Consider the following 21,465-nt stretch of genomic DNA (forward strand, 5'->3'; position numbering starts at 1 on the left):
TCCGTGCGAGGGCATGCGATCGAGCGGCACGCGTCAGAGGAGCGTCAGGTACCAGCCCACGACGGGACCGCCCGCGAGGAGTCCGAGGAAGGCGCCGCCGATCATCCAGGGACCGAACGGCACGCCCGACTTGCGGCCGGCACGCCCAGTGACGAGCAGGCCGATGGCGAAGACACCGCCGAGCAGGAAGGCCGCGAACCAACCCAGCGCCAGGGCCCCCCAGCCGAACCAGCCGAGATAGAGCCCAAGGACACCGGCGAGCTTGACGTCTCCGAAGCCCATTCCGGCGGGGTACACCATGACGATGACGAAGTAGACCGCGAAGAGCACCACCCCGCCGATCGCCGCTCGCAGCAGCGCGCCCCAGTCGCTCGCGCTGCCCGGGTTCCACGACGCGAGGGCGAGGAGCGCCAGCGCGGCGCCGTAGGAGGGCAAGACGATGGGGTCGGGCAGCCGGTGGACGTCGAGGTCGATGAGTGCCAGCGCGATGCCCGCGCCGACGAGGTAGAGCAGCGCCGGCAGCCGCCATGACGGGCCGGTCGCCCAGGCCGCCACCGCGAAGGCGATGCCGGTACCGGCCTCGACCAAGGGGTAGCGCCGAGCGATCGGTGCGCCGCAGTCCCTGCACCGACCCCGCAGCATGAGCCACGAGAGGACCGGAATGTTGTCGCGGGCACGGATCGCCCGCCCGCACCGCGGGCACGCGCTCGGTGGACGGACCACGGACTCACCGCGCGGGACGCGCCAGACGACGACGTTGAGGAAGGAGCCGATCAGCAGACCCAAGACCCCGGTGGCGACCGGGAAGAAGACGGTGAAGAACGAGCCGAGGACCGCCGGCGACGAATTCAGCGACGTCACTGGGTCTCGCGCTTGTACTTCGTCTGCGCGTTGTAGGAGGCGATCGTGTCGGAGTTGGTGACCCCCGCGAGACCGCCCCACACCGGCAGCTGCTGGTACGTCATGTCCAGCTGGTTGTTCACGTTCAGCTGGCCGCCCGAGTACACCTGACCGGTCAGCGTGGACTGGTTCGCCTTGGTGATCGAGCACGGCGAGTACATCAGCGTGTTCACCGTCGGATCGACGCTCACCTGGTTGTTGAGCGAGATCCCGTCCCCGTTGCACGTCGGCGCGATGCCGTTGAACGTGTACGGCTGAATGAGGTAGAGCAGGTTCGGGTTGGCGGTCGTTGCGGTGCCCGCGACGGAATAGATCTGCGTGTTACCGGAGAAGTTGATGCCGGGCGCCGACATGAGGATCAGGTTCTTGTTCAGCGCGACATTGATGCCCTGGAGTTGCACCTGGGTGGTGCAGGTGGGGTCAACGGTCACGATCGTGGGACCCGACAACTTGTACGCGTTCGCGTAGAGCCACGCCCCGACGCCGTCCGCCTTGCCGTTCAAGTTGGTTGTGTGGCCGTCCGCCCCGACCAGGTCGGGTCCGGTGTACCAGCCGCAGGGGAACGTCGAGTTCGGCAGGTTGACGACCGTCGTGTAGCCGTTGGCCGCCCAGTCAGCCTGCGCCTGGGAGTTCCACACGAGCGTAGGAAAGTCGTTGTGCGGCGGGATGCCGACGCTCACGCCCGAGAAGCACTTGCCCGCGATGCTGCAGGGGCCCTGCGAGTCGCTCGTCGCACTGCCGCCGGCACGGGCCTGCTGGCCGAGCGATGCCTTGCCCAGCCAGATGTTGCCGCTGTGCGCGAGGGCCTGTCCGCTGATCGCTGCGGACTGGTTGTTGATGGTGATGCTGTTGCCGGCCCAGACGTCCACCGCGATGGTGCACTGCGAGGACAGCATCACGCTGCCCTGAGCGTAGATCGAGCCCTGGAAGTCCTCGTTGTTGTTGCAGGTGAAGTCGCCGTTTGTGTAGATGTCCGCGTTCGGCGTTCCGCCCGAGCTCTTGAGGTTCGTCTTGTTGGCCATCGTCAGGTTGGACTGCGAGAAGATGGCCTTGTCGAGGTTCACCTTGTAGTTCGGCGTCAGCTGGACCAGCGTCTCCATCGTGCGGGTCGCAGGTATGGCACTCGCCAGCTTGCTGGAGGTTGCCGTCGCCCTGATCACGGCCTGGCCCAGCTGCGTCGTCGCCACGTCGTCGCACGACACGGCCGTGGGGGTGGCGCCCGCGCTGTAGTACGTCACGTTCGTGGTGACGGTGAACGTATCGCTACCGACCTTCGTGGTCGTCGTCGACGGGTTGCAGACGCTCGAGGCGAGGTCGGCGGGAGCTGCGGCCTGGATCCGCCCGACGGTCACATCGAGCTGAGACTCTGCTTGGGCGATCGCCGAGGACCGCTGGCGGTCTCGCCCGGTGGCAGTCGACTCACCCATGGCGATGGTGACTGTGACCACCACGAGAATGCCCACGAGCATCACTACCCCCATGGCGGCGACGATCGCGATGCCGTCGTCGCCGCGGCGGCGGGTGAACACCTTGTGCAGGAAGCTCATGGCCGTTCCAGTCCTTCCGTCAAGCCGCGGGAACCGGCAGGCACTCGTTGCCTGTGTACCCGTAGGTGGTGTTCCGACCGGAGATCGACGCGTCGAGCGCGACGTCCTTGCCCGACTTGGCGTTGATGGCGTCGAGGTGTACCCGGAGCAGGCGTGTGCCGTACGTACCAGACGCGTTGGTGTCGAGCGTAAAGGGCGGGGAACCTGCGGAAGGCGCGGCCAGTCCCCGCGCGGTGACAGCCCAGCCCGAGACGCCTCCGACGGTCTGCCAGTCCGGCGTCCAGCTTCGCATCAGGAGCTGGTAGGTGCCGGTGCCGTCAGGGGACACCTGCCACTGCACGCACTTCTGCGGCCCGTTGGTCTGCGTGTAGATGCGCATGCACGACCCGGCGTTGGTGCCGTAGCTCTGGCACGTGGTCAGGTACGTCGCCTCGTCAGCCGGGCTGAACAGCACGTTGCCCGAGCGGACCTGCTTGTCGATCGTGGCCAGCGCCTGGCGCGTCTGGAAGACAGCGTCGGCCGACGCCTCGGAGTCTTTCGTCACCTTCTGCACGGCGATCGCCGCAGCCATGATCATCGTCATGGCGATGGCGAACACGATCATCGCCACCAGGAGCTCGACGAGCGTGGTGCCCTCCTCGGAGGTGCGGCGCCGGCAGCGCCGGATCGCGTCACGCATTGGCCGCCGCCTTGAAGGACGAGTCGGCGGTCAGCCCGCCGAGGTCCACGGTGGTGGCGAAGCTCGTCACCTGGGTGCCGCCGACGCTGACGGTGACCGTGACCCGCGCGGACACCCCGCTCGACCCGTTGACAGACGTGATGCAGGCGGCTGTCTTGCAGTCTGTGTTGACGTTCCCCGTGCGTGCGGCGCTCGTCGGCGTCCGCACGATGCTGGGGCGCTGGACGGTGACGGAGCCGTCGTACCGCACGCTCACACCGCCGGCATAGCCGATCGTGGTGGGCTGGATGGTCACGGTCTGCTGCACCGGCGTGCTGCCGTCGAAGGCGAGGGAGATCGTCTGGTACGCGGTGCCGTTCCAGACCTTCACCTGACCGCTCCGGGTGTAGGACCCTCCGAGCGCCCCGGAGCCCTCTTCGGCGACGGCCGACTCCTGGATACCGCTGACGTTCCACAGACCGGTCGAGGCGTCGAAACCGCCCGGTGCGGACGAGAATGGAAGCGCGCCGAACGAGCTCGAACCCTGGGACCGCGACGCCGCCGCGTGGCCGCAGTCGACCGACCCGCCCGCCGAGCAGACACCCAAGTTCGTGGCTCCAAGCAGCGCCGCGACAGCACGGGACGGGCTTGTTGCGATCCCGAACGTGCCGAGGTCGAGCGCCGTACCGGTCGGTGACGTGTAGGTGAGGACGGCCGAGGAGCCGTTGGTCTGGAGCATCGAAGCCGCGCACGGGCGCTCCGCTCCGGTGAGGCCCGTGACCAGCCCGGACCCGGTGGCATCGGTGCAGAGCGACGACGGCGCTTGGATGGCGGCCTGGGCACCGCCGGAATCACTGGTCGAGGGGCGAACCGACAGGGTTCCACCCGGGCCGCTCGTCGTCGTCAGCGTCGCGGCCGTCTGACTCGGTGTGGTGCTGGTCACCGACTGGCCTGGCACGGAGGACGGGTCGGAGTCCACGACGGCGCCGGCGCTTTGGCCGCCAGTGGTCGAGTTGGTCGACGCGGTGATCGACGCCCCTGAGGTGACCGCGGAAGCGGTGCCGCTCGCCGTCTGCTCGACCAGCAGGTTCGCCGACGTGTGGGACAGGTCGAGCTGGAGCTGCTTGGCGCCCATGCCCTGGATCAGGGCAGTCGGGTCCGTGACGTTGCTCACCGTCACGCCGCTGAGCGCTTCGCCGGCGCGAACGGTGTAGTACGCCTGGCAGGGCGCGGCGAACGGGCTGTTGGCCGTGGAGAGGCAGCCCGAGGACGAGAAGGTGGTGGAGCGCTGCACGAGCTCGCGGGTGCCGCGCGAGACGGAGCTCCTCCACGTGACGATCGCGGTCAGGTTGAACGGCTGGGTGCCGGAGGTGTCCGTCAGCGGCGCCTTGGTCACATACGTCTGCACGTGGTACGTCACGTTCCCGACCTGCTGGTCGAGCGCCTGACCGGACACGCTGTTGATCACGAGCGGCTCCGAGACGCCGCCCGGGACGAGCTGTGCGGGAGGGTTGAAGGTGGTACTGCCACCGGAGGTGGTCGTGTAGGCCACGCTCCCGAGAGTGAAGGCCGGGTCCGGCTGTGTGACCGTGTCGTAGGGCTCGGCCCGGAGGCGCTCAAGCTGCTGCGTGGCGAGCGCCGTGGCGGTCTGGCGCTGGCGCGCCTGCTGGATCGTGGCAAGGGACTGGACCACGGAGTAGATGAGGGCGGTCATCACGATGGTCGTCACGAACATCGCAACCATGACCTCGATGAGGGTGAAACCGTCGCTCGGGCGACCACGCAGCGCCTCGATCGTCCGCCGTCGCACGTTCCCTCCTCTGACATGGGCTTGCGGCCAAGTGCGTGACCAGGCCGGCGGGGTGGGCCTCGGCGCACCCCNTGTGACTTGGGCTTGCGGCCAAGTGCGTGACCTGGCCGGGGGGGTGCGCAGCTGCGCACCCCGCCGGCCTACGGGCTAGATCACGGGCACGCGGTCAGCGCGAGCCCGTTCGCAGCGGAGTAGGAGACACGCGAGAGCGTGCCGCCGGTGACTGCCACCTCGACGCACCACGTCTGGGACGCCGTGATCACGTCGGTGGACGTCGCGGCGGCGTCCTTGTACAGGCTGTACGCGACTCCGGCAGAAACCTTGCCGACGTCGTTCGTCTTGATGGAGTAGCGGCCGCCGGCGGGACCGGTGATGTCAGTTGTCGCGAGCTTCGTCGTCGCGTCGACGTAGTACGTCGCGACTTCCTTGCCCAGCGTCGAGACGTCCGCCTTGGCTGCCGTGTCCACGGCCTTCTTGCGCTGGTTGAGGAACACCGGGATGGCGATGGCGGCGAGGATGCCGATGATGATCATGACGACGAGGAGCTCGATCAGGGTGAAGCCCTGGTCCTTCTCCTGCATGGACTTGCGGATGCGAGCGATCACGTCAACTCCTGGGTGGATCGTGCGATGTCGATGGCAGTCCGGTCGAGACCGGTTCGTGTCGTGCACCAGCGCTATCGTCGTCGACCTCGTCCGACTTGAGCCCGGCGATGGGCGGAGCCGGAGTTTCACCCGTTCGGCGGAGCGATCAGCTGATCACGTTCGCGATCTGGAAGATCGGCATGTACATGCCGATGACGATGAAACCGATGATGCCGCCGACGCCCACGATCATGATCGGCTCGATCAGGCTGGTGAGCTGTTCGGTCATCGCCTCGACCTCGGCGTCGTAGAAGTCCGCCACCTTTGCCAGCATCGTGTCGAGCGCACCGGTGTCCTCACCGACCGAGATCATCTGGACGACCATCGGCGGGAACACCGGGTGCTGCGCCAAGGGCCCCGCCAGCGACTCGCCACGCCTGACTGACTCCTGCACGGCCTTCGCGGCGTGCTCGATCACCACGTTTCCGCTGGTCTCCCCCACGATGTCCAGCGCCTGCAGGATCGGGACGCCGGCGTGGACCATCGTGCCGAAATTGCGGGTGAAACGGGACACGGCGATCTTCCGTGAGAGCAGGCCGAATACCGGGACCTTGAGCTTCCAGGGATCCACACGTTCCCGGACGGCATCGTCGTTCTTGTGCCGTCCCCACCAGATGACGAAGACGACAATTGCGACGATCAGCGGTCCGATACCCCATTTGAGCGCCGTCGACATCGCCATCAGCAAACGAGTGAGGAATGGCAGCTGGCCACCGAGGCTGGCGTACATGTTGGCAAAGATGGGCACGATGAACAGGAGCATGCCCACCATGGCGATGATCGCGACGACGAATACGACCACCGGATAGGTCATCGCCGACTTGATCTTGCCGCGCAGCTGCACCTCCCCCTCGAAGTTCGCCGCGATCGACAGCAGCACCTCGTCCAGGAACCCGCCGACCTCACCAGCGCGCACCATGTTCACCATGAGCGGCGGGAACACCTTGGGGTGCTTTCCCAGGGCGACCGAGAAGGCGACACCGGTCTCGACCTCGCTGCGGACCTGGGCGACGATCTTGGCCAGCGCGGGCGACTCAGTCTGCTCAGCCAGGATGGTGAGCGCCCGGAGCAGCGACAGACCGGCGTTGATCATCGTCGCCAGCTGCCGGGACATCACCGCGACGTCCTTGAGCTTGATCTTGTTCCGGCCGAAACCCGGGATGCTGATCTCGCGCTTCAGCCCCCCGGTGTTGAGCTCCTCGATGGAGACGGCCGCCAGCCCCATCTCCCGCAGCCGCCCGGCCACCGCACCCTGGGACGCGGCCTCCACGCGTCCCTTGATGATCTTCCCGGAGCGGTCCCGGACCGCGTACTCGTAGGTCTTCGTCGCGGTCGCCATCAGTACGCCTGCCCCCCGAACGCGCTGCCGTACGCCGGGTCGGCCATCGCCGCCTGACCCTGCGTCTGACCGGAGAACCGACCGGTCAGCCGGTTGTAGTCCTCGATGTGGTGCGCCTTCTCCAGGCCCGTCTCGTAGGAGATCTTCCCGGACTTGACCAGGTCGGCCAGGTGCTGGTCGAGGGTGTGCATGCCCTGCTGCGCGCCGGCCTGCATCGAGGAGTAGATCTGGTGGGTCTTGCCCTCGCGGATCAGGTTCCTGATGGCGGGCGTCGCCATCATCACCTCGGTCGCGACGACGCGGCCGGGCTGGTCGGCCCGCTTGCACAGCGTCTGGCAGACGACGCCCTGCAGGGTGCCGGCGAGCTGGGTGCGCACCTGCGCCTGCTGATGGGACGGGAACACGTCGATGATGCGGTCGATCGTCTGGGCCGCGTCCTGCGTGTGCAGGGTGGCGAACACTAGGTGACCGGTCTCGGCGGCGGTCAGCGCGACCGAGATCGTCTCGAGGTCGCGCATCTCGCCGACCAGGATGATGTCCGGGTCCTGGCGCAGCACGTGCTTGAGCGCGTTGGCGAACGAATGGGTGTCCTGGCCGACCTCACGCTGGTTGACCAGCGACTTCTTGTGCCGGTGCAGGAACTCGATCGGGTCCTCGACGGTCATGATGTGGTCCTCGCGGGACCGGTTCGCCAGGTCGATGATCGACGCTAGCGTCGTGGACTTGCCCGAGCCCGTGGGGCCGGTGACGAGGACCAGACCGCGCGGCAGCCCGGCGAAGGTGCCGACGACCGGTGGGACGCCGAGCTCCTCCAGCGGCTTGATCTCGTAGGGGATCACGCGGAAGGCGGCGCCGATCGACTCGCGCTGCTGGTAGAGGTTCACGCGGAACCGGGCCAGGCCACGCACGGCGTAGGACAGGTCGAGCTCGAGCTCCTCCTCGAAGCGCTCACGCTGCTTCTGCGTGAGGATCGAGTAGAGCGTGCGGCGCAGCGGCTCGGGCTTCACCATCCCGAAGCCCTCGAGCGGGTGCAGGGAGCCGGACAGCCGGACGGTCGGCGCGGCACCGGTGGTGAAGTGCACGTCGGAGGCGCCGAGGCGGACCATCTCGCGCAGGATGTCGTCGAGCGGCAGCTCGTCGCCGTGCTCCTCCGTCATGCCGACGCGCGCGAGGTGCCCAGGTCCCGCGGGCTTGGCTGCGCTCGGCGTGGCGGTGCGCGAGGGCGCGCCGGTCGGGCCGGACGGCGTCCCGACCGGCGGTGTCGGCGCTGCAGCGGGGGCGGCCTGCGGGGTGTACGGCTGCGTCGCCGTCGGTGCGGGGGCACCGTACGGGGCTGCCGAGGGCGCGGGCGCGCCATACGGAGGCGTCTGCGGCTGCACCGCGCTCTCCGAGGGGACCGGCGAGTAGGCGCCGTGGAACACGGGGGCGCCGGAGCCGTCCGTGGCCTGAGGTCCTGCCGGCCGGTACGGCGGCAACGGCCGCGTCGGTTCGGCCGGCCGCTGGTACGACTCGGTCACGTCATCGCCTCCACTTGCTCGGCGCGCGAGCGCGCGCAGATCCGCTCGGATGCTGCATCGGCATCGGACGACGAGTGCTTGACCCCTGGGACCGGTCCAGTCGTCGGGCGCTCGTCGTACCCGTCACCGCCTCACGCGACGACGCGGAGGATCTCCTCGATCGGCGTCTGCCCCATCGCGACCTTGTGCCAGCCGTCGTCGCGGAGCGCGATCATGCCCTGCTTGCGCGCGGTGGCCGCGATCTCCGCGCTGGACGAGTGGGTGACGGCGTGCCGCTCGATCTCCTCGGTCACCCGCATCACCTCGTGCAGCGCGAGCCGGCCGCGGTAGCCGGTGCGCGAGCACGAGACGCACCCGACGGGCCGGAAGATCTCCGGGACCGGCTCCCCCGCGATCCAGGGGAACCGTGCGGACTCCATCTCCTCCGGCGAGGGTCGGTACGGCTCCTTGCACTTCTCGCACAGCCGCCGTGCCAGCCGCTGCGCCACCACGCAGTCGAGGGCCGAGCCGACGAGGAAGGGCTCGATGCCCATCTCGATCAGTCGGGTGATCGCCGAGGGCGCGTCGTTGGTGTGCAGCGTCGAGAGCACCAGGTGGCCGGTCAGGGCCGCCTCGATGGCGATCTGCGCCGTCTCGTGGTCGCGGATCTCACCGAGCAGCACCACGTCGGGGTCGGAGCGCAGGATCGACCGCAGGGCGCCGGCGAACGTCAGGCCGGCCTTCGGGTTGACCTGCACCTGGTTGATGTTCGGCAGGCGGTACTCGACCGGGTCCTCGACCGTGATGACGTTGATCTCCGGCCGGGACACCGCGTTCAGCGTCGCGTACAGCGTGGTCGACTTGCCGGAGCCCGTCGGGCCCGTGACCAGGATCATCCCGTAGGGCTTGGTGAACGACTCGTGGTACGCCTCGTAGTTGTGCTCCAGGAAGCTCAGGTCGCGCAGGTCCAGGCTCGCGGTCGAGTTGTCCAGGATGCGCATGACGATCTTCTCGCCCCACACGGTGGGCAGCGTCGCCACGCGGAGGTCGATCTTGCGCCCGTTGTGGACCACGGACATGCGGCCGTCCTGCGGCTTGCGCTTCTCGGCGATGTCGATGTCCGAGAGGATCTTGACGCGGCTGATCACGCCGCCCTGGATGTTCTTCGGTGAGCGCTGCACCTCGTGCAGCACACCGTCGATGCGGTACCGGACGCGCAGGTCGTGCTCGGTCGGCTCGATGTGGATGTCCGACGAGCGGTCGGTGATCGCCTGGGTGACCAGCAGGTTGACGTACCGGACGATCGGGGCGTCGTCGTCGACGAAGTCGCCCATGCGGGACAGGTCGGTCTCCGGCTCGGGCGCCTGGTCCTCGAACGCGTTGGTCAGGCTGTCCATCTCGTCGTCGGCCCGGCAGAACCGGTCGATGGCGCGCAGCACGTTGTCGTACGTCGCGACCACCGAGACGACCTGCATGCCGGACACGGTGCGCACGTCGTCGACGGCCACCACGTTGCCCGGGTCGGCGGTCGCGAGCATCAGGGCCCCGTCACGGATGCCCACGGGCAGGACGGTGTACCGACGGCACAGGGCGGCCGGGACCATCGAGACGGCGGCCCGGTCCACCGGGTACTCGTCCAGGTCGACGAACGGCATCCCGACCTGCGCCGCGAGGGCCTTGACCAGCTGACCCTCGCTGAGGAAGCCGAGCTCCACGAGCGTGCGGCCCAGCGACTGGTTCCGCGCACCCTGCTCGTCCAGCGCCGCCAGCAGCTGCGCCTCCGACACCAGTCCCTCGTCGAGCAGGATCTCCCCGAGCTGCTTCACGCGTCCTCCACTCAACGGCCGGTCCGAGAGGTGTCACGACGAACAGCCCTCTAGACGTGCATCGGCACGTTAGGTCGACGCCCTGAGAAGATGGACACCTGTCCGGGTGATTCCGCGGGGGAAGTTCACGCGGCGACGCGACCCTCGCCTGGCGACCGGCGTCCGGGCCGGGAGCGAACCGGGGGTCAGACGGACGCCGCGAGGGCGTCCCGAAGCGCGGCGTCCATCGCGGCGAGCGGTGCCGGACGACCCGTCATCAGCCGCACCTGCTCGGCCGCCTGGTGCAGCAGCATCCTCGCGCCGCCCACCGCCACTCCCCCGGCGGTCTCCCACGCCGCGATGAGCGCGGTGCGCGCCGGTGCGTACACGACGTCGAGCAGGACGCCCGAGGGGCGGCCGGTGAGCTGGTCCGCGACGGCGTCGGCGGCACCGGCGGGCAGCGTGCTGACGACGATGTCGGCCCCGCCGATCTCCGCCCCCGCGCGGTCCAGCGTGCGCACGACGGGGCTGACACCCATCCGGTGAGCCGCGCGCTGCAGCGGCCCCGACCTGCCGACAGCCCGCACGTAGACGGTCGGCGTGGTGCACCCGAGCTCCCCGAGCGCCGCCAGCGTCGACGCCGCCGTCGCGCCCGCCCCCAGCACGGCGGCCGACGGTGCGACCGGCAGGTGGTCGCCCGCCACGGCGAAGCCTTCCCGGAGCGCCGCCACGATGCCGTGCACGTCGGTGTTGGCGCCCGTCAGGGCCACCGTGCGGCCGACCTTCTGCACCAGGACGGTGTTGACCGCCCCGACCGTCTCGGCCAGCGGCTCGACGTGGTCGAGCAGGCGCAGGACGGTCTGCTTGAGCGGCATCGTCAGCGAGAGGCCGGCCCACGTCCCGTCCAGCGCGCCGACGACGTCCGCGAGCTGGTCCTCCGTGACGTCGATCGCGTCGTACCGCCACCCGGTGAGGCCGAGCGCCTCGTAGGCGGCCCGGTGCAGCACCGGCGACAGCGAGTGGCCCACCGGGTGGCCGAGCACGGCCGCCCTGCGCTCCTGCGACATCGCGGTCCCGTCAGCCGGCCGGTGTGGCCGTGCTCGAGGCGCGGCTGGCCAGCCACGCGTCGTGCTGCGCCTGGTTCTGCTGGTGCTCGGCGTACGTCGTCGCGAACTTCGTCTCGCCCGTGTCGTCGTTGACCGTCATCCAGAACAACCAGGTGCCCTGCGCGGGGTTGAGCACGGCGTCGATCGACTTCTCGCCCGGCGAGGCGATCGGTGTCGGCGGCAGGCCCATGTGCTTGTAGGTGTTGTACGGGTTGTCCGCGTTCTGGATGTCCGCGTTGGTCAGCTGCGTCCCCGGCTTGTTCAGGCCGTAGGCGACGGAGGCGTCGATGGACAACGCCATGCCCTGGGCCAGCCGGTTCTCGATGGCCCGCGCCATCATCGGGCGGTCCTCGTCCCGGCGGGCCTCGCGCTCGATCAGGGACGCCTTGTTCAGCACCGTCTCCCACTGGTCCTGCGGCACGTTCTTCGCCGTCAGCACCGAGACGGTCTGGGCCACCATCTGCTTGAGCACCGCCGCGGCGGTCTCACCGGGCTGGACCTGGTAGGTCGCCGGGTACAGCCAGCCCTCGATCTTGCCGTTCGCCTGGGGCGGCAGACCGATGGCGGCCGGGTCGGCGGCCGCGGCCTGCAGGTCCTTGGCGGGGATGAGCGCCACCTCGGTGATCTTGGCGAGGATCTGCGCGGACGTCTGCCCCTCGGGGATCGTCACCCGCATCGACACCCGGCTCGCGGGGTTGAGCAGGGCGCTGACGGCGTCGGACGCCTTCATCTTCAGCAGCAGGTTGTACGTGCCGGGCTGGATCTTCGCCGCGTCCGGGTTGGCCGAGAACGCCGCGGTGAACGCCTTCTGCGAGGCCACGACGCCCGCGTCGACGAGGGTCTTGCCGATCTGCGAACCGCTGTCGCCGGCGTTGACCACGACCTGCGCCGACGGGTACCCCGGTCCGGGGTAGTCGGAGACGGCGCTGCTGGACGAGCCGAGGTGCCAGGACGAGCCGAACAACGAGTACACGACGTAGCCGGCGCCGACGATCATCGCGAGCGCCAGGGTCAGCACCAGGAACGTGCGGCGGCGACGGTGCTTGCGCTCCTTCGCACGGTGTGCCCGCGCGCTGGAGCGCGACCGACGTGGTGACGGCGCGGCGGCGGTCTCGATGGCGCCGAACAGGTCCCCTGTGGCGTGCGGGTCGTGGCTGGGCTGCGGCTCACCGCTCGCGTGCGACTCCCCCTCGAGGGGCGGCCACCAGTCGGTTCGGCTGTTGCTCACCTGTGCGTCTCTCCACCAGTCGTCGTGTCCTCCTGCGGACCCCCCAGTGCGCCTCGTCGCGGGTCCGCCTCGACCCGCTCCCCGGGCCGACGGCCCGTGGCGCGCTCCGCATCCAACGCGTCCTGCAGGATCACCACGGCTGCGGCCTGGTCGACCACCGCGCGGTGCTTGCGCCCGGCTCTGCCGGACGCCGTCAGCGCCCGATGAGCGGCCACCGTGGTCATCCGCTCGTCGACGAGTCGCACCGGGACTGGTGCGATCGCCTGCGCCAAGGTGCCAGCGTACGCGCGGGCCGCCGCGGCTGCCGCGCCCTCGGCTCCGGACAGGTGCCGGGGCAGGCCCACGTACACCACCGCGGCGCCGCGTTCGCCCACCTCCTCGACGAGCCTGACCAGGTCAGCGGCGCGCGCACCGTCGCGAGCGGCGCCCCGGGCGAGGGTGGCCACCGGGGTGGCCACCAGCCCGTCCGGGTCGCTCACCGCCAGGCCGACACGGACCGATCCCACGTCGACCGCGAGGCGGACCCCACGGACGACGGGCTCGGCCGGCGCCTCAGGCACGCACCGCCTCGACGACGGCCGACAGAGCCTCGGGCAGCTTGGCGGACTCCTGCCCACCGCCCTGCGCGAGGTCGTCGCGACCACCGCCGCCACCACCCAGCACCGCCGACGCGGCGCGGACCATGGCCCCCGCCTTCAGGCCGGCCTCGCGGGCTGCCGCATTGGTCGCCACGACGACGACCGGCCGGCCCTTGCTGACGCCGCCGACGGCCACGACCGACGGAGACGACTCGCCGAGCCGGGACCGCACGTCCGTGGCCAGGCCGCGCAGGTCGTCACCGGAACCGACCTCGCCGGCGTCGTGCACGACGACCCGGGTGTTGCCCACCAGCTGCGGGGCGGCCGCGAGCGTGCCGGCCTGGGCGAGCAGCTGACCCTGGCGCAGGTTCGCGAGCTCCTTCTCGGAGTCCTTGAGCCGCGTGAGCAGGCCGGACACACGGTCGGCCAGCTCGTCGGGCCGCGCGCCGAGCAGGCCCGACAGCTGTCCGACCAGGGCGCGCTCGGTGGCGTGGTACCCGTAGGCGCCGTCGCCGACCAGGGCGTCGACCCGCCGGACGCCCGAGCCGATCGACGCCTCGCCGAGGAGCGTGACCAGCCCGAGCTCGCCGGACCGACGCACATGGGTGCCGGCGCACAGCTCGCGCGACCAGTCGCCGCCGATCGACACCACGCGCACCTGCCGGCCGTACTTCTCCCCGAACAGCGCCATGGCGCCGAGCGCCCGGGCCTCGTCGATGTCCATCACCTTGTCGGTGACCTCGAGGTCGTCCTGCAGCCGGGAGTTGACCCGACCCTCGATCTCCGACAGGGACGACGCGGGCACCGCGGCTCCCGACCGGAAGTCGAAGCGCAGCCGGCTCGGTGCGTTCTCCGACCCGGCCTGGGTCGCCGTCGGACCCAGCTCCTCGCGCAGCGCCTTGTGCACCATGTGCGTCGCCGTGTGGGCCCGCGCGATCGCCCGGCGGCGTGCGGTGTCGATCGTCGCCGTGGCCGGCTCGCCGAAGGTCACGGTCCCGTCGACCAGCCGCCCGCGGTGCACGTTCAGGCCCTTGATGGGCGCCTGGACGTCGTCCACCTCGATGCGGGCACCACCGTCCAGCACGATCGTGCCGGTGTCGGCGAGCTGCCCGCCGGCCTCCGCGTAGAACGGCGTGACGTCCAGCACCACCTCGACGTCGGCCGGGGCGACCGCCGCAGGCGCAGGGACGCCGTCGACCAGCAGGCCGACGACGTGCGCGCGCGCCGTCGTGTCGGTGTACCCGATGAACTTCACGGGCCGGCCGTGCTCGTCCGACAGTCGCGCGTGCAGGTCCGCGTAGGCAGAGGTGTCCGCATGGCCGGTCTTCTTGGCCAGCGCGTCGGCGCGGGCACGTGCCTTCTGCTCGGCCATCAGCGAGCGGAACGCGCCCTCGTCCACCTGCACGCCGTGCTCGGCCGCCATCTCGAGCGTGAGGTCGATCGGGAAGCCGTACGTGTCGTGCAGCGTGAACGCCTGGGCGCCCGTGAGCACCGGCACGTCCGCCCCGGCGCTCGCCTTCGCGGTGCGCACCGCGGTGTCGAGGATCGTCGTCCCGGACTCGAGCGTGCGTGCGAACGCCTCCTCCTCGCCGTACGCCACCTGGGAGATGCGGTTGAAGTCCTCGGCGACGTTCGGGTACGACGCGCTCATCGCGTCCCGGCTGACCGGCAGCAGGTGCGGCAGGGTCGCGTCCTGGACGCCGAGGAGCCGCATGGAGCGGACGGTGCGCCGCAGCAGGCGCCGCAGCACGTAGCCGCGGCCCTCGTTCGACGGCGTCACGCCGTCGCCGATCAGCATCAGGGCGGACCGGACGTGGTCGGCCACGACGCGCAGCCGCACGTCGTCGGCCTGGTCGGCGCCGTACCGGCGGCCGGAGATCTCCTCCGCCTTGGTGATGACGGGGAACACCTCGTCGATCTCGTACATGTTCTGCTTGTCCTGGAGCAGGAAGGCCATGCGCTCCAGGCCCGCACCGGTGTCGATCGCCTTCTTGTCCAGCTCGCCGACCAGCGGGTACACCTTGCCGACGCCCTCGCCACGGATGAACTGGTCGAACACCAGGTTCCAGATCTCCATGTACCGGTCGCCGCCCGGGTCCACCGTGCCGCCGACCGCCTCGGGCCCGTACTGCGGACCGCGGTCGTAGTGGAACTCTGCGCACGGGCCCGCCGGACCCGGCTGGCCGGTGTCCCAGAAGTTCTCCTCCCGCGGCAGCCGCACGATGTGCCTCGGGTCCACACCGACCTGGCGCAGCGAGTCGAGCGCGACGTCGTCCTGGTCCCAGATCGTCACCCAGAGGCGGTCGCCGTCGAACCCGTACCGGCCCTCGTCCTGCGAGCCCGTCAGCAGCTCCCAGGCCAGCTCGATGGCGCCTTCCTTGAAGTAGTCGCCGAACGAGAAGTTGCCGTTCATCTGGAAGAACGTGCCGTGCCGGGCGGTGCGGCCGACGTTCTCGATGTCGTTGGTCCTGATGCACTTCTGCACGCTCGCCACGCGCGGCCACGGCGCCTGCTGGGTGCCGAGGATGTACGGGATGAACGGCACCATGCCGGCGATGGTGAACAGGATCGACGGGTCCGGGGAGATCAGGGGCACCGACGGCACGACGGCGTGGCCCTTGCTCTCGAAGTAGTCGAGCCAGCGCTGGCGGATCTCGGCGGTGCGCATGATGTCCTCGTCGTCGTTCGGCGCCCGTTGGCGGGCGGGTTCTCACAGGTGCAGCGTCGCGGCGCGTCTCGGTGTTCCGTCACCGGCGCCGCGGTGGCGGAGGAGCCGGTGGCGGGTCAGAAGAAGGCGTAGCCGTCGTCGTCGTCCGGGTCCTCGGTCGGGTTCTCCGCCCACTCGGGGGGTGCGGCGTGGCGGCCGCCGAACGTCTCCCGGAGGGCGGCTCGCCTGGCAGGTGCCTCGGCGCGCAGCTTGTCGACGTCGACGTCGCCCACCAGCGCCTCGCGCAGCGCACGCTCCCGGTCGGCGAACCCGGCCGCGAACTCCCGGCGTGCGCCCTCGGCGGCGCGGGCGAGGCGGCCCGCGCCGGCGACGGCCGCGGTTGCCTCCGGCGGCGCGTACCGCTCCAGCAGCGCGCGGCCCTGCCGCACCACGACGACCGTCAGGGCGACCCCGACGCCCACCCAGAACAGCCGGCGCATCAGCGGCTCCCCCGCCGCACACCCGCCAGCGCCCGCCGCACGGCGTGGCTGAACGCCGCCACCTTGATCAGCGGGCCGCCGACGGTCGCCGTCATGAGCGCCGTGAGGGCCGAGACGTTCTCCGACACGGACGCGGCCGCGGAGGTGACGGCGTCGACCTTCTCGAGCTGGAGGTTCCCGCTCGCCACCGCCTTCGCGGCCTCGTCGATGACCGGGACGGTGTGGTCGGTCAGCTCGGTCAGCGCCCGTGTCGCGGAGTCGAACGTCCGGCCGAGCTTCACCAGCGGGAGCGCCAGGAAGCCGACCAGCGCGACGAAGGCCACCGCGGCGATGAGGCCTGCGATGTCGCCACCGGACATGGGTCGCTCCGTCCTGTCGTCCGTACGCCGGGTGCCGCCCGACGCGGCACCGCGGAACGGTGCGACGCTCCGGCCGCACCAGCGCACCACCCTACCGGCGCGCCCGCGCAGGCCCCGCGCCGTGGCCGACGGGGGCCGGGTGCGCGAGAGCCCCGCGACCGGACCGGTGCGGGGCTCTCGTGCAGGTGTCGGGCTCGTCGCCCGACGGGTGCGTCAGCGGGCGTAGTACTCGACGACCAGCTGGACCTCGCAGGTCACGGGGACCTCGGCGCGCTTGGGACGGCGCACCAGCACGGCCGACAGCTTCTCCAGCTGCACGTCCAGGTAGCCCGGCAGGGTCGGCAGCACGTCGCGGTGGGCGCCGGCAGCGGCGATCTGGAACGGCGTGGTCGCCTGGCTCTTCGGCTTGATCTGGAGGGTCTGGCCCTCCTGCACGCGGAACGACGGACGGTCGACGATCTTGCCGTCGACCAGCACGTGACGGTGGGTGACCACCTGGCGCGCCTGGAGGATGGTGCGGGCGAAGCCGGCGCGGAGCACCAGGGCGTCCAGACGGGTCTCGAGGTCCTCGACGAGGGCCTCACCGGTCAGACCCGGGGCCTTGCGGGCGTTCTCGTACGCCTTGGCGAGCTGCTTCTCGCGCAGCGCGTACTGGGCGCGCAGACGCTGCTTCTCGCGCAGCCGGACCGCGTAGTCGGACTCGGTGCGGCGACGGGCGCGGCCGTGCTCGCCGGGCGGGTAGGGCCGCTTCTCGAAGTGCTTGACGGCCTTGGGCGTCAGGGCCAGGCCGAGCGCGCGGCTCAGGCGGACCTGACGACGCGAACGGGTCACGTTGGTCACAGAGATGTTCTCCTGTCGTGGTGATGACGTCACGCCCACGGGCGGACACCGGGTCCGGCGGGCGTGGGGCCGACCATGGAGCCGCCGTCGACGGTGGTGCTGACGATGCTGCTGACGGTGGCGAGGCTGAGACCCCAGGCGTCGTCGCACGCGAGCGCACGACGAACCCGTCCACTCTACCGGACGTGAGGAGAGCCCAGGACCGCCTGCCCGCAGGTCGCGGCGGACAGCCGGTGCCGGCCTGCGGGGGCTCCGCAGGCCTCAGCGCGGCTCGTCCGGGTGCAGCAGGGGACGGATCCGGTCGAGCCGTTCGGACACCTGGCGCTCGTACCCGCGGTCCGAGGGCTCGTAGTACCGGGTGCCGACGAGCTCGTCCGGCAGGTACTGCTGTGCCGCGACCGCGTGGGGCTCGTCGTGCGCGTACACGTAGCCCTTGCCGTGCCCCAGCTGCTGCGCTCCGGCGTAGTGGGCGTCTCGCAGGTGCGCCGGCACGCTGCCGATCCGCCCGGCACGCACATCTGCGAGTGCACGGTCGACGCCCAGGTAGGCCGCGTTCGACTTGGGCGCCGTGGCCAGGTGCACCACCGCCTCCGCGAGGATGATGCGCGCCTCCGGCATGCCGATCAGCGCCACCGCCTGCGCCGCGGCCACCGCGGTCTGCAGGGCGCTCGGATCCGCCATGCCGACGTCCTCGGCCGCGGCGATGACGATGCGGCGGGCGATGAACCGTGGGTCCTCCCCCGCGGCGATCATCCGGGCGAGGTAGTGCAGGGCGGCGTCGACGTCGGAGCCACGCATCGACTTGATGAACGCGCTGATGACGTCGTAGTGCTGGTCGCCGTCCCGGTCGTAGCGGACCGCGGCGACGTCGATCGCCCGCTCCACGGTCCCGAGGTCGACCACCACCGGGCGGGGCTCCTCGTCCCCCGGGGCGACCGGTGCTGCCGAGAGCGCCGCCCCTGCCGCCGCCTCGAGGATCGTCAGCGCCTTCCGGGCGTCGCCGCCGGCCAGCCGCAGCAGGTGCTCCTCGGCCTCGGCCTCGAGCTCCACCGCGCCGGCGAGGCCGCGCTCGTCGGCCACCGCGCGCCGGACCAGCGCGCGGACCTCCTCGACGGACAGGGGGTGCAGCGTCAGCAGCAGCGAGCGGGACAGGAGCGGACCGTTCACCGAGAACGACGGGTTCTCGGTGGTGGCCGCGACCAGGGTGACCCACCGGTTCTCGACGCTGGGCAGCAACGCGTCCTGCTGCGTCCGGGTGAACCGGTGGACCTCGTCGATGAACAGCACCGTCTCGCCGCCGTCGGTCGCCAGCCGGCGCCGTGCCTCGTCGATCACCGCGCGCACGTCCTTGACACCCGCCGTGACGGCCGACAGCTCCACGAACCGGCGTCCGGACGTCGCAGCGATCAGGTAGGCGAGCGTCGTCTTGCCCGTCCCCGGAGGTCCCCACAGGACGACGGACGTCGGCGCCGCCCGCCGGGCGGCTGCCGACTGCGGCTCGACGAGCCGGCGCAACGGTGAGCCCGGCTCCAGCAGATGGCCTTGACCGGCCACCTCGCCGAGGGTCCGCGGCCGCATGCGGACCGCCAGCGGCGCTCCGGCCCCGACCTCGGGCAGGCCTTGCGCGGTCGACTGCGCCGCGTCGAACAGGTCCACGGCGGGAAGCCTACGCACCGGCGCCCACGCCCCCGCCCCGGCCGGGGGGACCACCCACGCGGGCGCACGCGCAGGGCGGGGTTTGCTGCGACGATGACGAACGTGTTCGCACGTCTCGGCCGCGCCGTCGCCCGTCGCCCTCGTACGGCCGTGCTCGTGTGGGTGCTGCTCGCCGTCGTGGCGTACCTCGTCGCCGGGGTGGGTGTCACCGGGCAGACGGTGTTCGACCGCGTGAGCACCGGCGCGCCGGCCGTGCCCGGGTCCGAGAGCGACGCGGCGGACGCGATCCTGGCCGGCAGCGCCCAGGGCGGTGCGTCCGTGACGCTGGCCCTCAGCGGCGTCGACCCGGCGGCCGCGGGCGTCGCGGAGGCGTTGGCGCCGCAGCGGGACAGGCTCGCCGCGGTGGCGGGCGTCGGGTCCGTGATCGACCCGCTCGTCCTGCCGGGTGGCGTGGCGAACCCGGCCGCTGCCCCTCTGGTGGCCCGGGACGGGCACGGCTTCCTCGTCGTGGTGGAGCTGCGTGCCGGTGTCGTCGGCGAGGCGAAGACGACGGCCCTGCACGACGTCGAGGGCCTGCTCAGGGACACCCCCAGCCTCCTGCGGCCGGTCGCGCCCCAGGTGACGGGCGTGGTCGGCGGCACCCCCTTGATCGTCGACGCGATCACCGGCCAGGTGGAGAAGGACCTGCGCACCGGTGAGGCGATCGCGCTGCCGGTGGCGCTGCTGGTGATGGTGCTCGTGTTCGGGGGCTTCCTCGCGGCGGCCATGCCGATGGCCGGCGCCCTCGCCTCGATCGCCGGCGGTCTCGCTGCCGTGCTGGGCCTGTCCTACGTCATGGACGTGGACGCCTCGGTCGTCAACGTCGTCACCGTCCTGGGCCTGGGTCTGTCGATCGACTACGGCCTCCTGGTGGTCAGCCGCTACCGCGAGGAGCTGCACCGGCTGACGGACGCGGACGGCGGCGTGGGCAGCCGGCGTCGACGTGGCGACGGCGCCGTGGCGGAGGCCGTCGAGCGCACGATGGCCACCGCGGGTCGGACGGTCACGTTCTCCGCGCTGACGGTCGCGATCTCCATCGCGGGGCTGCTGGTGTTCCGGCCCGACATCCTGCGGGCGATCGGCGGCGCCGCGGTCGCCGTCATCGTCATCGCGCTCGCAACGGCGCTGACCCTGGTTCCGGCGCTGCTGGTGTGGTCCGGCCGCCGACTCGCGCGGCCCAGCGTGCTGGCGCTCGTCCCGGTGCTCCGGGGCGTGCTGGCCCGCACCTCGGACGTGCAGTCCGAGGAGGGCGCGTTCTCCCGGCTGGCCGGCCGGGTCCAGCGTCGACCGTGGTGGGTGATGGGCGGCGCCCTCGCGCTGCTGGCCCTCCTCGCGGCACCCCTCACCCACCTCGAGCTGCGGAACTCCGGCGCCGAGCTGCTGCCGCGGGGCAGCGACCAGGTGACGTTCCTGCGGCAGCTCGCGGACCAGTACCCGTCCGCGGCGGCCCCCGCCATCACCGTGGTGGTGCAGGCGAGCATGGAGCAGGGGACCGCGCTGGCCGCGACGCTCGCCCGCTCGCCCCACGTGCGGTCGGTCGACCCGCCCGCCGCGGTCGGCTCCTACGTCCAGATCGGCGTCCGGCCCGACACCGCCGACCCGGCGGGCGCGGTGGCGCGCGACGTGGTGACGGAGATCCGCGCGATGCGGCCGGGCTACCCCGTGTGGGTGACCGGGCAGGCGGCGCACGAGCTCGACTTCCAGAAGGCGCTGGCGCAGCGCGCGTGGATCGCCGGCGGCATCGTGGCGCTCGCGACGCTGGTGCTGCTCTTCCTGATGACCGGGTCGGTGGTGGTCCCGCTCAAGGCCCTGCTGACCAACGTGCTGTCGCTGTCCGCATCCCTCGGGGTGCTCGTCTGGACCTTCCAGGACGGCCACCTGGCCGGCCTGCTCGGGTTCACCTCCGTGGGCGGGATCGAGACGTACGTCCTCGCGCTCGTGGTGGCCTTCGCCTTCGGGCTGGCGATGGACTACGAGGTGTTCCTGCTGTCCCGGATCAAGGAGCTGTACGACGGCGGGGCGACCAGCGACGACGCTGTGCGACTCGGTCTGCAACGGTCGGGGCGCATCATCACGTCGGCCGCCGCCATCGTCATCGTCGTCTTCAGCGGCTTCGTCGCCGGCCGCCTCCTGGTGATCAAGGAGGTCGGCTTCGCCCTGGCCGTGGCGGTGCTGGTCGACGCCACCGTGGTCCGGGTCCTGCTGGTACCCGCGACGATGACGGTCCTCGGCCGGTGGAACTGGTGGGCGCCGGCACCGCTGCGCCGGCTGCACGACCGGCTCGCCATCACGCACTGAGGGCGCGAACGCGCC

17 protein-coding genes are annotated in these 21,465 nt (G+C 71.1%); 1 reads left to right on the forward strand and 16 read right to left on the reverse strand.

What is annotated here, in order from left to right; all coding sequences use genetic code 11:
- Positions 1-33: 33 nt before the first annotated feature.
- The 16 genes from ACFQTY_RS13010 to ACFQTY_RS13085 form a co-directional block, all read right to left on the reverse strand.
- Entirely contained in the window at positions 34-861 is an 828-nt protein-coding gene (locus ACFQTY_RS13010) for a prepilin peptidase (protein ID WP_378101051.1), read from the reverse strand.
- The gene (locus ACFQTY_RS13015) at positions 858-2,447 is read right to left on the reverse strand and encodes a hypothetical protein (RefSeq protein ID WP_378101053.1); all 1,590 of its coding nucleotides are present in this window, start codon (positions 2,445-2,447) and stop codon (positions 858-860) included. The genes ACFQTY_RS13010 and ACFQTY_RS13015 overlap by 4 nt, the downstream gene beginning before the upstream one ends.
- A gap of 19 nt (positions 2,448-2,466) precedes the next feature.
- Positions 2,467-3,126 (reverse strand): type II secretion system protein J, encoded by a 660-nt coding sequence (locus ACFQTY_RS13020; protein WP_378101055.1) that lies wholly within the window; start codon positions 3,124-3,126, stop codon positions 2,467-2,469.
- Positions 3,119-4,915, reverse strand: a complete 1,797-nt coding sequence (locus ACFQTY_RS13025) for a prepilin-type N-terminal cleavage/methylation domain-containing protein (RefSeq protein WP_378101057.1) — start codon at positions 4,913-4,915, stop codon at positions 3,119-3,121. The genes ACFQTY_RS13020 and ACFQTY_RS13025 overlap by 8 nt, the downstream gene beginning before the upstream one ends.
- Positions 4,916-5,067: 152 nt before the next feature.
- Positions 5,068-5,520: a type II secretion system protein gene (locus ACFQTY_RS13030; protein WP_378101059.1), complete on the reverse strand. Its 453-nt coding sequence runs from the start codon at positions 5,518-5,520 to the stop codon at positions 5,068-5,070.
- A gap of 145 nt (positions 5,521-5,665) precedes the next feature.
- On the reverse strand, positions 5,666-6,898 hold the full coding sequence (locus ACFQTY_RS13035) for a type II secretion system F family protein (RefSeq protein ID WP_378101061.1): 1,233 nt from the start codon (positions 6,896-6,898) through the stop codon (positions 5,666-5,668).
- Complete coding sequence (locus ACFQTY_RS13040; protein ID WP_378101063.1) at positions 6,898-8,415, reverse strand: PilT/PilU family type 4a pilus ATPase; 1,518 nt, start codon at positions 8,413-8,415, stop codon at positions 6,898-6,900. The genes ACFQTY_RS13035 and ACFQTY_RS13040 overlap by 1 nt, the downstream gene beginning before the upstream one ends.
- A 131-nt stretch (positions 8,416-8,546) precedes the next feature.
- Positions 8,547-10,220, reverse strand: coding sequence for a GspE/PulE family protein (locus tag ACFQTY_RS13045; protein WP_378101065.1), 1,674 nt, complete (start codon positions 10,218-10,220; stop codon positions 8,547-8,549).
- A gap of 185 nt (positions 10,221-10,405) precedes the next feature.
- Positions 10,406-11,266, reverse strand: coding sequence for a shikimate dehydrogenase (locus ACFQTY_RS13050; protein ID WP_378101067.1), 861 nt, complete (start codon positions 11,264-11,266; stop codon positions 10,406-10,408).
- A gap of 10 nt (positions 11,267-11,276) precedes the next feature.
- Positions 11,277-12,533: an endolytic transglycosylase MltG gene (gene mltG, locus ACFQTY_RS13055; RefSeq protein WP_378101069.1), complete on the reverse strand. Its 1,257-nt coding sequence runs from the start codon at positions 12,531-12,533 to the stop codon at positions 11,277-11,279.
- The gene (gene ruvX, locus ACFQTY_RS13060; RefSeq protein ID WP_378101072.1) at positions 12,530-13,093 is read right to left on the reverse strand and encodes a Holliday junction resolvase RuvX; all 564 of its coding nucleotides are present in this window, start codon (positions 13,091-13,093) and stop codon (positions 12,530-12,532) included. The genes mltG and ruvX overlap by 4 nt, the downstream gene beginning before the upstream one ends.
- The gene (gene alaS / locus ACFQTY_RS13065; RefSeq protein ID WP_378101074.1) at positions 13,086-15,779 is read right to left on the reverse strand and encodes an alanine--tRNA ligase; all 2,694 of its coding nucleotides are present in this window, start codon (positions 15,777-15,779) and stop codon (positions 13,086-13,088) included. The genes ruvX and alaS overlap by 8 nt, the downstream gene beginning before the upstream one ends.
- A 116-nt stretch (positions 15,780-15,895) precedes the next feature.
- Positions 15,896-16,258: a hypothetical protein gene (locus ACFQTY_RS13070; protein WP_378101076.1), complete on the reverse strand. Its 363-nt coding sequence runs from the start codon at positions 16,256-16,258 to the stop codon at positions 15,896-15,898.
- Entirely contained in the window at positions 16,258-16,617 is a 360-nt protein-coding gene (locus ACFQTY_RS13075) for a DUF948 domain-containing protein (protein WP_263730775.1), read from the reverse strand. Before ACFQTY_RS13075 ends, ACFQTY_RS13070 begins: the two co-directional genes overlap by 1 nt.
- 213 nt (positions 16,618-16,830) lie before the next feature.
- Positions 16,831-17,457: a 30S ribosomal protein S4 gene (rpsD, locus tag ACFQTY_RS13080; protein WP_337972772.1), complete on the reverse strand. Its 627-nt coding sequence runs from the start codon at positions 17,455-17,457 to the stop codon at positions 16,831-16,833.
- A 261-nt stretch (positions 17,458-17,718) separates the two neighbouring features.
- Positions 17,719-19,113: a replication-associated recombination protein A gene (locus ACFQTY_RS13085; protein ID WP_378101079.1), complete on the reverse strand. Its 1,395-nt coding sequence runs from the start codon at positions 19,111-19,113 to the stop codon at positions 17,719-17,721.
- A gap of 93 nt (positions 19,114-19,206) precedes the next feature.
- Here ACFQTY_RS13085 and ACFQTY_RS13090 point away from each other — a divergent pair, with 93 nt between their 5' ends.
- Positions 19,207-21,450 (forward strand): MMPL family transporter, encoded by a 2,244-nt coding sequence (locus ACFQTY_RS13090; protein ID WP_378101081.1) that lies wholly within the window; start codon positions 19,207-19,209, stop codon positions 21,448-21,450.
- The last annotated feature ends 15 nt before the right edge of the window (positions 21,451-21,465 follow it).

Origin of the sequence: Cellulomonas sp. T2.31MG-18, from assembly GCF_964266755.1 — a bacterium.
In the GTDB taxonomy this organism is placed as follows: Bacteria; Actinomycetota; Actinomycetes; order Actinomycetales; family Cellulomonadaceae; genus Cellulomonas.